The sequence below is a fragment of the Pseudomonas sp. DWP3-1-3b3 genome (assembly GCF_049896305.1).
Lineage (GTDB): Bacteria > Pseudomonadota > Gammaproteobacteria > Pseudomonadales > Pseudomonadaceae > Aquipseudomonas > Aquipseudomonas azotoformans_A.
The window spans coordinates 422,391-434,722 of record NZ_JAFCUA010000002.1 but is presented as its reverse complement, the minus strand read 5'-3'; the positions used below and the strand labels follow the sequence as shown (position 1 = coordinate 434,722).

The following is a 12,332-nucleotide window of genomic DNA, read 5'->3' as shown; positions in this document are numbered from 1 at the left end:
CACATGACTAAAACTCATGCCTGATGAATCTGGTACGTTACGGCATCGCTTGTAGGAGTTCTCCAGATGTCACGTCGCCTTCCTCCCCTTTATGCCCTTCGTGCGTTTGAGGCGGCATCGCGACACAACTCCTTCACCCGCGCGGCGGAGGAGTTGTCGATTACGCAAAGTGCGGTGAGCCGACATATCCGCACGCTTGAAGAACACTTCGCCTGCCGACTGTTCCAGCGCAGTGGCCGCACCTTGCAGCTCACCGAAGCGGCGCGCCTGTTGTTGCCCGGCGTACGTGAAGGTTTCGCCGCGCTGGAGCGGGCCTGCCATACCTTGAATGCCGAGGACGACATCCTGCGCATGAAGGCGCCGTCGACCCTGACCATGCGTTGGTTGTTGGCGCGACTCAGCCGCTTCCGCGCATTGCAGCCGGGCAATGAGGTGCAACTGACCAGCGCCTGGATGAGCGTGGACGAGGTGGACTTCAACCAGGAGCCGTTCGATTGCGCGGTGCTGCTGAGTTACGGGCATTTTCCGGCCGATTGGGAGGCCAGTTATTTGTTTCCGGAATTGTTGATCCCGGTCGGCGCGCCGAACCTGTTGGAGGACGGACCCTGGGATGCCGCGCGCCTGGCCACCGCCGAACTGCTGCACCCCACGCCTGACCGTCGTGATTGGCGCAACTGGCTGGAGCGCATGGGCTTGTCATCCCAGGTGTCGCTCAGAGGCGGGCAGGTGTTCGACACGCTCGAACTGGGCATGATCGCCGCCGCGCGAGGTTACGGCGTATCCATGGGCGACTTGCTGATGGTGGCCGAAGACGTGGCCCAGGGGCGGCTCAGCCTACCCTGGCCAACGGCCGTAGCCAGTCGTGAAAATTACTATTTGGTGTGGCCGAAAACCCGCCCCGGTGGCGAGCGGTTGCGGCGTTTGGCGGAATTTCTGCAGGCAGAGGTCAAGGCCATGGAATTGCCCCAGGTCGAACGCCTTGATTGAGCGGCGACAGACCGTTAGTGCAATCGTTTGCGTGATACCCCTGTGATTCGCTCAAGTATTGCCTCGGCCCGCCGAAGTAGGTGTGTTGGAACCATCGTGCACCAACGCTACCCACTAGATAATTTGCCGAGCAGCGCTATGAGATCAGGATGATCCTGGCCTCGGCCAGGAGCTGTCATGTCTCAACCTCGCGCCCGGATCGCCTCCCAGTTAGGCCTCGCGTTAGCCCTGATTCTGGCTGTCGTCATCAGCGGCAGTACCGTGTTTGCCTTGCGTTCCCTCGACTCCGCCAACCTCGCCACCCGTGAGGAACACCTGGCCAGCGAGGCGCGCTTGCTCGCCGACCAACTCAATACCTTCCACAGCACCTTGCGCGAAAGTACCCAGCGTTTGAGCGGGCTGTTTGAAAAGCGCTTCGGCGCGGGCTTGAGTGTGCATGCAGACCAGCCGGTGACCGTGGCCGGGGTACAGACCCCAAGCCTGTCCCTGGGCAGTGAAGTGCTGAACAACAACTTCGATGAAGTGGATGAGTTCAAGCAGATGTCCGGCGGCGTGGCCACGGTGTTTGTGCGCAGCGGCGAAGACTTCATTCGCATCAGCACCTCGTTGACCAAACAGGATGGCAACCGTGCCATCGGTACGGTGCTGGATCGCCAGGGCCCAGCCTATCAGCGCGTGCTCAGCGGCCAGACCTACATCGGCCGTGCGGTGTTGTTCGACCGCTCCTACATGACCCAGTACAGCCCGGTGCGTGACAGCAGCGGCCAAGTCATCGCCGTGCTGTTCATCGGTTTTGACTACACCGACGCCCAGAACGCCCAGTTCGAGAACCTCAAGCGCTTCCGCATCGGCCAGACCGGCTCCCTGGCCTTGCTCGATGAGCAGAAGCGTTGGCTGGTGCCGCCGGCGGGCGTGCAGGCGCTGGACCAGGCGATCCCAGTGATGCTGGACCTGGCCAAGACGCCAGGCGCGGGCCGCTTCTGGGCGGACAAGAGCGAAGATTTCTACAGCGTCTCGGTGCCCTTCGAAGGCGGGCCGTGGGCGGTGGTTGCGAGCATGCCCAAGGCCGAGATTCGCTCGGTGACCTGGGACGTCGGCATCCGCCTGGTAATCGGCAGCGTCTTGGCCATGCTGCTGGCAGTCGGTGCAACCGTGTGGCTGCTGCGCAGCAAGTTGGCGCCGCTGGGCGACCTGGTGCGCCAAGCCGAAGCCTTGGGCGCGGGCGACTTGAGCGCACGCCTGAATGTGTCCAGCCATGACGAAATCGGCCAGTTGGCGCGCAGTTTCAACCAGATGGGTGAAGCGCTGTCGACCATGGTTTCGCATATCCGCAAGGCGGCCGAAGAGGTCAACAGCCGCGCCCAGGCGTTGTCCGGGTTGTCCGGTGGTGCGTATGAAGGCATGGAGCAGCAGTCCGGCGAGATCACCAGCATGGCCGGCGCCGTGGAAGAGTTCAGCGCCACCTCGTTGAACATCGCCGACAACATGGGCAGCACCGAACGCCTGGCCCAGGAAAACGCCCAGCAAACCCGTATCGGGCGTAACTCGATGCAAGAGGCGTCGTCGTCCTTGGAGCACATCGCCACAGCCCTGAACAGCACGGCCATGGTGATCAACACCCTTGGCCAGCGCTCCCAGGAAATCGGCGGGATCGTCGGCGTGATCACCTCGATTGCCGAACAGACCAACCTGCTGGCGCTCAACGCTGCCATCGAAGCTGCGCGCGCGGGTGAGCAAGGCCGTGGCTTTGCCGTGGTCGCCGATGAGGTGCGCAACCTGGCGTCGCGCACCCGAGAGGCCACCGACGAGATCTCCGGGATGATCCAGAGCATCCAGCAGGAAACCGGCAACGCCATCAGCACCATGGAGCGCGGCAACGTGTTGATGCAGGAAGGCCTGTCGCGCAACGCCGACGTGGCGTCGGCCCTTGCGCGTATCGACGAGCAAAGCCGTTCGGCCGGCCAGCAGTTCGCGGCGATTACCACTGCCACCCAGGAGCAGAGCAGCACCGCGACCTTGCTCAGCAGCAACCTGCAAAGCATTGCGTTGGCCAACAGCGAGCAGCGCGAAGTGGTGTCGAACCTGGCGATTACCGCCAAGGAATTGGAGACGCTGGCGGCGGGCTTGCGGCATGAGGTGGATCGCTTCCGCTGAGGCTCAGGTGATGGAGGCTGGGCGATATTGCAAGGCCTCCTTCAGATGTTCACGAGTGATGTCATTCACCTGTTCCAGGTCCGCCAAGGTGCGCGCCACCTTGAGCAGGCGGTGGGCGGCGCGCAGGGACAGGGTCAGCCGCTCGCAAGCGGTTTCCAGCCAGCCCTCATCGACCTTCGCCAGCGTGCAGTGCTTGCGCAGCCCAGGCAGGTCCAGAAAGGCATTCGCACAACCCTGACGCCGTAACTGGCGCTCCCGGGCCTCGGCTACCTCGGCCGAGGCCGTCGCGGTGTTATCGCCAGCCTGTTGGGCTGGGTTCAATGCCGTGGTTTCCCGCGCGACGGTCAGGTGCAGGTCGATCCGGTCCATCAACGGTCCGGAGAGTTTGTTGCGATAGCGCTGGATCTGCTCCGGTGTACAGCGACAGCGCCCGCTGGGTTCGCCCAAATAACCACACGGGCAGGGGTTCATGGCGGCCACCAGTTGAAAGCGGGCCGGGAAACTCACCCGGTCACGGGCGCGGGAAATCACGATGTGTCCTGACTCCAGTGGTTCGCGCAGCACCTCCAGTACCTTGCGGTCGAACTCCGGCAACTCATCCAGGAACAATACTCCGTGATGGGCGAGAGTGATTTCGCCGGGCTGTGGTTTCGAGCCGCCGCCCACCAATGCAGGGCCTGATGCCGAATGATGCGGCTGGCGAAACGGCCGGTGCGGCCAATGACTCAGCGGCGCCAGGCTGACCACCGACTGAATCGCCGCCACCTCCAAGGCCTCCTGCTCACTCAACGGTGGCAACAACCCCGGCAGGCGGCTGGCGAGCAATGTCTTGCCGGTGCCGGGCGGGCCGCTGAACAGCAGGTTATGCGCCCCCGCCGCCGCAATCAGCAGTGCGCGCTTGGCGGCGAGCTGGCCCTGTACCTCGCTCAAGTCCGGGTAAGGCTTGTTCAGATACAGCAAGCCGTCGGACTTGTAGGGCTCGATTGGCTGATGCCCGTTCAGGTGCGCCACCACCTGAAGCAGGTGGTCCACGGCGATCACTTTCAATCCCGATGCCAGGCAGGCTTCCTCTGCATTCGCCCGTGGCACTATCACGGTGCGCCCGGCCTTGCGCGCCGCCAATGCTGCTGGCAACACGCCTTTCACTGCGCGCACTTCGCCGGACAGTGCCAGTTCCCCCAGGCATTCCACGTCATCAAGCATCAAAGCCGGCACCTGCACGCTGGCCGCCAGGATTCCCAGAGCTATCGCCAAGTCAAAACGCCCGCCGTCCTTGGGCAGGTCGGCGGGCGCGAGGTTGAGGGTGATACGACGGGCAGGGTATTGCAGCGCGCTATTGAGAATGGCGCTGCGCACCCGGTCCTTGCTTTCCTTGACCGCCGTTTCCGGCAAGCCCACCAGTGTCAGGGACGGCAGACCATTGGCCATATGCACTTCGACGGTGACGGCAGGGGCTTCGACGCCAATTTGGGCGCGGCTGTGGACGATGGCGAGGGACATGCTCGTTCCTTGAAAAAGGGACCGCTTCCTGCGGTTTTTTCAAGGGTAGACGAGGGGTGACGCTATCGAAGGTGGGAGGTTTTACAGAACGTATCCAGCTCCCACATTGACCGCGTTTATTCAGCAGGCGGTGTGAGCTTGGCTTCCAGTTCGGCGACTTTCGCTTCCAGGCTCTCCAACCGCGCACGCGTGCGGGCCAGCACCACCATCTGGCTATCAAACTCTTCCCGGCTCACCAGGTCGAGCTTGCTGAAACCGCTTTGCAGCAATGCCTTGAATTGGCTTTCGATTTCATTGCGGGGCAATGGGGTGTCGCCGCTGAACAGGCGAGAGGCGTGGCCGCTCAGGGCGTCGAGGAGGTCTTTGGGCGCGAGCATGGGAAATATTCCGGAAAACTGTTGGCCGGCAGTGTATCACGCAGCGTCTATAGTCTTTTTCACGGAGGCAAGCGCACGCTTTTCGCGCAGAGGGTCGGGCCGCGACGCACTGTTTTTGTGCGCATTGCCGCCATCAAAAAGCCCCGTAGGTGGGCATAAGTGGGCAAAGGACTGATTTCAGTGATTTTTACGGAGCTGGCAAGGTTTCTGCTTAGACGATCATGACCCATGCACTGATGCAGTCGCTGTGACGAATGCAGTGCGCCGACGGATCCGGGGTACAGGTTTCGTCACCAGTGGTTCGCTGGCGTCGCAAAGGCAAATGCCGAGGCGACGACGCGTTACAAAGCCAGGCACTGCGCTTAGACTTGAGACGGGTTTGTTTTCCTGGGGCAAGTCCACCAATTCGGGAGAGAGTTTTCATGAAGCTAGTCACTGCCATCATCAAGCCGTTCAAGTTGGACGATGTACGCGAGTCGTTGTCCGAGATCGGCGTGCAGGGCATTACCGTTACTGAGGTCAAAGGCTTCGGTCGGCAGAAGGGTCACACCGAGCTGTATCGCGGCGCGGAATACGTGGTCGATTTCCTGCCGAAGGTGAAGATTGATGTCGCCATTGACGACAAGGATCTTGACCGGGTTATCGAGGCGATAACCAAGGCCGCCAACACCGGCAAGATCGGTGACGGCAAGATCTTCGTGGTCAATCTGGAACAGGCTATTCGCATCCGTACCGGCGAAACCGATACCGACGCAATCTAAGCCGCCAAACCCCAACGCCCCAGGAGAAAACAATATGACTCTGCGTAAATTCGCAGGGCTCGGAGCCCTGTTGTCCATCGTAATGCCAAGCCTGGCCATGGCGGCAGACGAAGTGGCTGCTCCAGTCCTCAATTCCGGCGACACCGCCTGGATGCTGACCGCCACCGCTTTGGTGCTGTTCATGACCATCCCTGGCCTGGCGCTGTTCTACGGCGGCATGGTCCGCTCCAAGAATATTCTGTCGGTGATGATGCAGTGTTTCGCGATCACCGGCCTGATCAGCATCCTCTGGGTCGTCTACGGCTACAGCATCGCGTTCGATACCACCGGTATGGAACAGGGTGTGGTCAACTTCAACTCCTTCTTCGGCGGCATGGGCAAGGCGTTCCTGGCGGGCGTGACCCCGGCCAGCATCACCGGCCCTGCGGCATTGTTCCCGGAAGCCGTGTTCATCACCTTCCAGATGACGTTCGCCATCATCACCCCGGCGCTGATCGTCGGTGCCTTCGCTGAGCGTATGAAGTTCTCCGCGATGCTGATCTTCATGGCGATCTGGTTCACCCTGGTCTATGCGCCGATCGCGCACATGGTCTGGAGCGGTAACGGTGGCCTGCTGTGGGACTGGGGCGTACTGGACTTCGCTGGCGGCACCGTGGTGCACATCAACGCCGGTGTGGCTGGCCTGGTGGCGTGCATCGTGCTCGGCAAGCGTAAAGGCTTCCCGACCACCCCGATGGCCCCGCACAACCTGGGTTACACCCTGATCGGCGCGGCGATGCTGTGGATCGGCTGGTTCGGCTTCAACGCCGGTTCCGCCGCTGCGGCCAACGGCACCGCCGGCATGGCGATGCTGGTTACACAGATCGCGACCGCTGCTGCGGCGCTGGGCTGGATGTTCGCCGAGTGGATCACCCACGGTAAGCCAAGCGCACTGGGCATTGCCTCGGGCGTGGTCGCGGGCCTGGTTGCAGTCACCCCAGCCGCAGGCACCGTGGGCCCGATGGGCGCTCTGGTAATCGGCCTGGTTGCCGGTGTGATCTGCTTCTTCTGCGCCACCAGCCTCAAGCGCAAGCTGGGCTACGACGACTCCCTGGACGCTTTCGGCGTGCACGGTATCGGCGGTATCGTGGGGGCGATCCTCACGGGTGTATTTGCAGCGCCTGCTCTGGGTGGTTTCGGTACGGTGACTGACATCGCTGCGCAAGTCTGGATCCAGTGCAAAGGTGTTGGCTTCACGGTGATCTACACGGCGATCGTGACCTACATCATCCTCAAGGTGTTGGACATGGTCATGGGCCTGCGGGTGACCGAAGAGGAAGAGGCCGTCGGCCTCGACCTGGCGCAACACAACGAACGCGGCTACAACTTGTAAGTACGCGAAAAAAAGATGCCCGGCTTGCCGGGCATTTTTTTGTCTGGTGTTTGTCAGTCGTAATACGCTGTAGCGGTTTTTACGCCTTGTTTGTGATGGGATGCACACGGCACTTTTCAGCGTGCCAATGTCTTACAGGCATGTAGGCGTATTCGGCACTTTGTTTTTTCCCAGAGCGCGCTAGAATGCGCGCCGATGGGCGCAAAACTGTATTTATCTGGGCGAGCACCGTGATCATGGCGGTGCTCGTAAAGTCCTCGCCACCTTGCACGGTGATGGGGCATAAGCCACTGGTTATCCGGTGGATGTTGATTTTTCCTCGGCAGCCTCGACAGAGGATGAAGCTGGGCTATAACTAATCTGCTTTTCGCAAGTCATGAGGTAGAACATGAGCGACGATGATCTGGAAAACGACGAACTCGAAGTAGGTGACGAAGACGACACCGAAGAAGGTCTTGAAGCGGCGGCGGAAGACGTTGCTGATGACGACGGTGGCGATGATGCACCTGCCCCGGCTGCCAAAGGCAAAGCCAAGGCTGCTGTGTCGGTAGATGAATTGCCGAGCGTTGAAGCCAAGAATAAAGAGCGCGATGCCCTGGCCCGTGCGATGGAAGAGTTCCTCGCTAAAGGCGGCAAAGTGCAGGAAGTCGAGGCCAACGTGGTGGCAGACCCACCTAAGAAGCCGGATAACAAGTACGGCAGCCGACCTATCTGAGGTCAGCACCCGTTTGTAAGAAAAAGCCCGCCGTCGCTGCGGGCTTTTTCATGGGTGTTATTTCCAGCCAGCCAGCAAGGGCGCTAATTCGGCCAGGCTGCGAATCTCCGCATCCGGGCGCTTGTCGGCTTCCCACACCTTACCCGTCGGGTTGAACCATACCGCCCGAAGCCCCGCCTGCTGTGCTCCGGCAATGTCATCCCCCGGATGATCGCCAATGTGCACCGCCGCACTGGCGTCCACGCCACCGCGCTGCAACGCTTCTTGAAACAAACGCGCATCCGGCTTGGCGATGCCAATGTCTTCAGCGCGCAGGGCAAAGTGGAAGTAGTCCGCCAGGCCCACGCGCTGCACGTCGGCATTGCCGTTGGTAATCACCCCCAGCAGGAAGTGCTGGCGCAGCGCCCGGAGCATGGGCTCCGCTTCGGGGAAGGGCGTGAGTTGGTGCCGCGCATGAATGAACGTCTCGTAGCAGACATCCGCCATTTCCGTGGCTTCAGGCTGTGGATAACCGGCTTCTTCAAACGCATGCATCAACACCCGGTGGCGCAAAATGCTGATCCGGTGTTTCAGCTCCGGATGGCGCTCCAGCACCTGCTGGCGAAGACTGGCGAAGTGCTCCAGCGGCAAATCGCCGACTTTGGCGGCGTTAAGTGCCAGCCATTCGCGCATCGACGCTTCGGCGCTGATGATGACGGGTACGTTGTCCCAGAGTGTGTCGTCCAGGTCGAAGGTGATCAGCTTGATACTCATGAGTCGCCGCCCTTGATGCGTTTGGCCCGTGGATGGGCGCTGTCGTACACCGTTGCCAGGTGTTGGAAATCCAGATGGGTGTAGATCTGCGTGGTCTTGATGTCGGAGTGGCCGAGCAGCTCTTGAACCGCGCGCAGGTCCTGGGACGATTCCAGCAGGTGGCTGGCAAAAGAGTGTCGCAGCATGTGTGGGTGCAGGTTCTGCCCCAGCTCGCGCTCGCCGGCCGCCTTGACCCGTATTTGAATCGCCCGTGGCCCCAGGCGTCGGCCTTGTTGGCTGACAAACACTGCATCATCCGCCGGGTTGGTCAAAAGGCGCAGCGGCAGCCACAGTTGCAAGGCTTCGCGGGCTTTGCGGCCCACCGGCAACACGCGGGTCTTACTGCCTTTACCGAGTACCTGAACCAGGCCGTCCGCCAGGTCCAGCTGGTCGAGGTTCAAGCCAGTCAGCTCCGACAGGCGCAGGCCTGATGAATAGAACAGCTCAAGAATGGCCTGGTCGCGATGGGCCAGGAAGTCATCCTCGACGGCGCCATCCAGCAATTGCAACGCGCGGTCGGTGTCCAGGGTCTTGGGCAGGCGCCGTTCGCCCTTGGGCGGCGACAGGCCGTTGGCCGGGTCGTGATCGCACAGGCCTTCGCGGTTCAAATAGTGATAGAGCCCGCGTACCGCCGAGAGCAGGCGCGACAGGCTGCGTGAGGATTGGCCCGACTGGTGCAGGCGCGCGATCAGGCTGCGCAGGCTCTGGATATCCAGGGCCTTCCAGCTGCCGACCTGGTGTTTTTCGCAGTAGGCCAGGACCTTGTTCAAGTCCCGCCGGTAGGCTTCCAGGGTATGGGGCGACACCTGGCGCTCGTTGCGCAGGTGAGCGCAATAAGCGTCCAGTTGCCGTTCCATGGCTAGCGCACCGCGCGCAGGGCGGTGGTGAAGCGCGGCAGGACGCGGCCCAGGACTTCGGCGATGTAGGTCAGGAACAGCGTGCCCACGGAACTCTTGTAGTGCTGGGGATCGCGGCTGGCGATGGCCAGCACACCGTGCAGGCCTTGATGGCTGAGCGCGACCACCGCCGTGGAGCCGATCTGCTTGCGCTGTTCGGCACCAAACAGGAAGTCCAGCTCATGCTCACGCAAGGTGCCGCTGATGGTCTTGCCTTCGGACAACAGGCCGCCGATGGCGGTGTGTGCGTCGCTGCCGCTGACCCAGCGACCCACCGGCATCGGGTTGTCGCTGAACAGGATCAGGCTCACGAACGGCACCTGGAAGTCCTGGCGCAGGCTGTCTTCCACGGCGATCACCGTTTCTTCCAGGCTGGTGGCGTCCATCAGGGTCAGGATCAGGCGACGGGTCTTCTCGAACAGGCGGTCGTTGTCGCGGGCGACGTCCATCAGGTGCGAGAGCTTGTGGCGCATCTCGATATTGCGCTCGCGCAGGATCTTCATCTGCCGCTCCACCAGCGACACGGTATCGCCGCGTTGATGGGGGATGCGCAGGGCCGGCAGCAGTTCTTCGTGCTCGACGAAGAAATCCGGATTAGCCTCAAGGTACGCCGCGACGGCAGCGGCCTCCAGACTTTCGCTCGGGGATGCTTGTGCGGGTACTTGAGGCTTATCGGTCATTGGATTGGCTCACTCATAGACGGACCTGTCCTTCGTATACGCGCGAGGCCGGCCCGGTCATCATCACCGGGTGGCCAGGGCCTGCCCACTCGATGGACAAGCGTCCGCCGGGCAGGTCGATCAGCAGCGGCGAATCCATCCACCCCTGGCTGATCGCGGCCACGGCAGCGGCGCAAGCGCCGGTGCCGCAGGCCTGGGTTTCGCCGGCGCCGCGTTCCCAGACGCGCAATTGCGCGCGGGTACGGTCGATCACCTGCAGGAAGCCCACGTTGACCCGTGCCGGAAAGCGCGGGTGGTGTTCGATCTTCGGCCCCAATTCATGCACGGGTGCGTTGTTGATGTCGTTGACCCGCAGTACCGCATGGGGGTTGCCCATGGACACTGCAGCGATGTCGACGGTCTTGCCGTCAACGTCCAGCGCATAGCTGGCGGCCTGCTCGGTGGCCTGGAACGGAATATCCGCCGGCACCAGGCGTGGCGCGCCCATGTTGACGCTGATCTGGCCGTCACTGCGGATATCCAGTTCGATCACGCCGCTCTTGGTCTCGACGCGGATCTGGCGCTTGGCGGTCAGGCGTTTGTCCAGCACAAAGCGGGCGAAGCAGCGTGCACCGTTGCCGCACTGTTCCACTTCGGAGCCGTCGGAGTTGAAGATCCGGTAACGGAAATCCACCTCCGGGTTGCTTGGCGCCTCGACGATCAGCAACTGGTCGAAACCAATGCCGGTGTGACGGTCGCCCCACTGTTTAGCGTGCTTGGGCAGGATATGCGCGTGCTGGCTGACCAGGTCGAGGACCATGAAATCATTGCCCAGCCCGTGCATCTTGGTAAAACGCAGCAGCATGGCTTACTCCGGCAGCAGGCTTTCGCCAGCATACAACTCGGCTACCGTCTCGCGGCGACGCACTTCAAACGCTTGATCACCGTCCACCAGCACCTCGGCGGTACGGCCGCGGGTGTTGTAGTTGGAACTCATGACAAACCCGTAGGCACCGGCCGAATGCACGGCCAGCAAATCGCCTTCTTCCAGGGCCAACTGACGATCCTTGGCCAGGAAGTCGCCGGTCTCGCAGATCGGGCCGACGATGTCGTAGGCGCGCGCTTCGCTGTCGCGAGGCGTCACGGCGGTGACATTCATCCAGGCCTGGTACAGCGCCGGGCGGATCAGGTCGTTCATCGCCGCATCGACGATGGCGAAATCCTTGTGCTCGGTGTGCTTGAGGTACTCGACCTGGGTCAGCAGCACGCCGGCGTTGGCGACGATATAGCGGCCAGGCTCGAACATCAGCGTCAGGTCGCGGCCTTCGATGCGCTCGCGCACCGCCTGGATGTAATCGGCGATCAGCGGCGGCTCTTCGTCGCGATAACGCACGCCCACGCCACCACCGAGGTCGATGTGGTGCAGGTAGATGCCGCATTCACCCAGGCGGTCGATCAACGCCAGCAGGCGGTCGAGCGCATCCAGGAACGGCGGCAGCGTGGTCAGTTGCGAACCGATATGGCAGTCGACACCCAGCACTTCCAGGTTCGGCAGTTGCGCGGCGCGGATGTACACGTCCTCGGCGTCGGCAATGGCGATGCCGAACTTGTTCTCTTTGAGACCGGTGGAAATGTACGGGTGGGTGCCAGCATCGACGTCCGGGTTGACGCGCAGGGAGATCGGCGCGCGAACGCCCATCTCGGCGGCCACGACCTGCAGGCGCTCCAGCTCGTCGGTGGATTCGATATTGAAGCAATGCACGCCGACTTCCAGGGCGCGACGCATGTCTTCGCGGGTCTTGCCGACGCCGGAGAACACGATCTTGTCAGCCTTGCCGCCAGCGGCCAGTACACGTTCCAGCTCGCCACGGGAGACGATGTCGAAACCAGCGCCCAATCGCGCCAGGACATTCAGTACGCCGAGGTTGGAGTTGGCCTTGACCGCGTAGCACACCAGGTGCGGTACGCCATCGAGCGCGTCGGTGAATGAGCGGTACTGGGCTTCGATATGCGCACGGGAATACACATAGGTTGGGGTGCCAAAGCGCTGGGCAATCGCGGACAACGCCACGCCTTCCGCGAACAGCTCGCCGTCCCGGTAGTTAAAAGCGTCCATGGG

Annotated in this window: 12 protein-coding genes and 1 pseudogene; 6 read left to right on the top strand and 7 right to left on the bottom strand. The window is 62.1% G+C overall.

Annotated elements, in window-relative coordinates; genetic code table 11:
• The first annotated feature begins 66 nt into the window (after nucleotides 1–66).
• Both ACP7BX_RS08415 and ACP7BX_RS08410 read left to right on the top strand, forming a co-directional pair.
• On the top strand, nucleotides 67–987 hold the full coding sequence (locus ACP7BX_RS08415; protein ID WP_426127114.1) for a LysR substrate-binding domain-containing protein: 921 nt from the start codon (nucleotides 67–69) through the stop codon (nucleotides 985–987).
• Between the two features lie 177 nt (nucleotides 988–1,164).
• On the top strand, nucleotides 1,165–3,141 hold the full coding sequence (locus tag ACP7BX_RS08410) for a Cache 3/Cache 2 fusion domain-containing protein (RefSeq protein ID WP_133075549.1): 1,977 nt from the start codon (nucleotides 1,165–1,167) through the stop codon (nucleotides 3,139–3,141).
• 3 nt (nucleotides 3,142–3,144) lie between these two features.
• On the opposite strand, the gene ACP7BX_RS08405 is transcribed toward ACP7BX_RS08410, so the two are convergent.
• Both ACP7BX_RS08405 and ACP7BX_RS08400 read right to left on the bottom strand, forming a co-directional pair.
• Complete coding sequence (locus ACP7BX_RS08405; protein ID WP_061434581.1) at nucleotides 3,145–4,641, bottom strand: YifB family Mg chelatase-like AAA ATPase; 1,497 nt, start codon at nucleotides 4,639–4,641, stop codon at nucleotides 3,145–3,147.
• 116 nt (nucleotides 4,642–4,757) lie between these two features.
• Complete coding sequence (locus tag ACP7BX_RS08400) at nucleotides 4,758–5,018, bottom strand: accessory factor UbiK family protein (RefSeq protein ID WP_038843546.1); 261 nt, start codon at nucleotides 5,016–5,018, stop codon at nucleotides 4,758–4,760.
• A 422-nt stretch (nucleotides 5,019–5,440) separates the two neighbouring features.
• On the opposite strand from ACP7BX_RS08400, the gene glnK reads away from it, so the two are divergent.
• From glnK to sutA, 4 genes and pseudogenes are all read left to right on the top strand, one after another.
• On the top strand, nucleotides 5,441–5,779 hold the full coding sequence (glnK, locus tag ACP7BX_RS08395) for a P-II family nitrogen regulator (RefSeq protein ID WP_002555808.1): 339 nt from the start codon (nucleotides 5,441–5,443) through the stop codon (nucleotides 5,777–5,779).
• Between the two features lie 34 nt (nucleotides 5,780–5,813).
• A complete protein-coding gene (locus ACP7BX_RS08390) occupies nucleotides 5,814–7,151 on the top strand; it encodes an ammonium transporter (protein WP_033897495.1) in 1,338 nt (445 codons plus the stop codon).
• A 211-nt stretch (nucleotides 7,152–7,362) separates the two neighbouring features.
• A pseudogene (locus ACP7BX_RS08385) lies at nucleotides 7,363–7,437 on the top strand (secondary thiamine-phosphate synthase enzyme YjbQ); the annotation flags it as partial.
• A gap of 102 nt (nucleotides 7,438–7,539) precedes the next feature.
• On the top strand, nucleotides 7,540–7,866 hold the full coding sequence (sutA, locus tag ACP7BX_RS08380; protein WP_016975879.1) for a transcriptional regulator SutA: 327 nt from the start codon (nucleotides 7,540–7,542) through the stop codon (nucleotides 7,864–7,866).
• A 57-nt stretch (nucleotides 7,867–7,923) separates the two neighbouring features.
• On the opposite strand, the gene ACP7BX_RS08375 is transcribed toward sutA, so the two are convergent.
• From ACP7BX_RS08375 to lysA, 5 genes are read right to left on the bottom strand one after another with little or no spacing between them, the layout of a single operon-like run.
• Nucleotides 7,924–8,619 carry an HAD family hydrolase gene (locus ACP7BX_RS08375; RefSeq protein WP_061434579.1) on the bottom strand — a complete coding sequence of 232 codons (696 nt, stop codon included), beginning with the start codon at nucleotides 8,617–8,619 and terminating at the stop codon, nucleotides 7,924–7,926.
• On the bottom strand, nucleotides 8,616–9,515 hold the full coding sequence (xerC, locus tag ACP7BX_RS08370) for a tyrosine recombinase XerC (RefSeq protein WP_426127119.1): 900 nt from the start codon (nucleotides 9,513–9,515) through the stop codon (nucleotides 8,616–8,618). Before xerC ends, ACP7BX_RS08375 begins: the two co-directional genes overlap by 4 nt.
• A 2-nt stretch (nucleotides 9,516–9,517) precedes the next feature.
• A complete protein-coding gene (locus ACP7BX_RS08365; RefSeq protein ID WP_033897498.1) occupies nucleotides 9,518–10,234 on the bottom strand; it encodes a DUF484 family protein in 717 nt (238 codons plus the stop codon).
• A gap of 13 nt (nucleotides 10,235–10,247) precedes the next feature.
• Nucleotides 10,248–11,078: a diaminopimelate epimerase gene (gene dapF, locus ACP7BX_RS08360; protein WP_178951024.1), complete on the bottom strand. Its 831-nt coding sequence runs from the start codon at nucleotides 11,076–11,078 to the stop codon at nucleotides 10,248–10,250.
• A gap of 3 nt (nucleotides 11,079–11,081) precedes the next feature.
• A complete protein-coding gene (gene lysA / locus ACP7BX_RS08355; RefSeq protein WP_033897500.1) occupies nucleotides 11,082–12,329 on the bottom strand; it encodes a diaminopimelate decarboxylase in 1,248 nt (415 codons plus the stop codon).
• Nucleotides 12,330–12,332 lie beyond the last annotated feature (3 nt).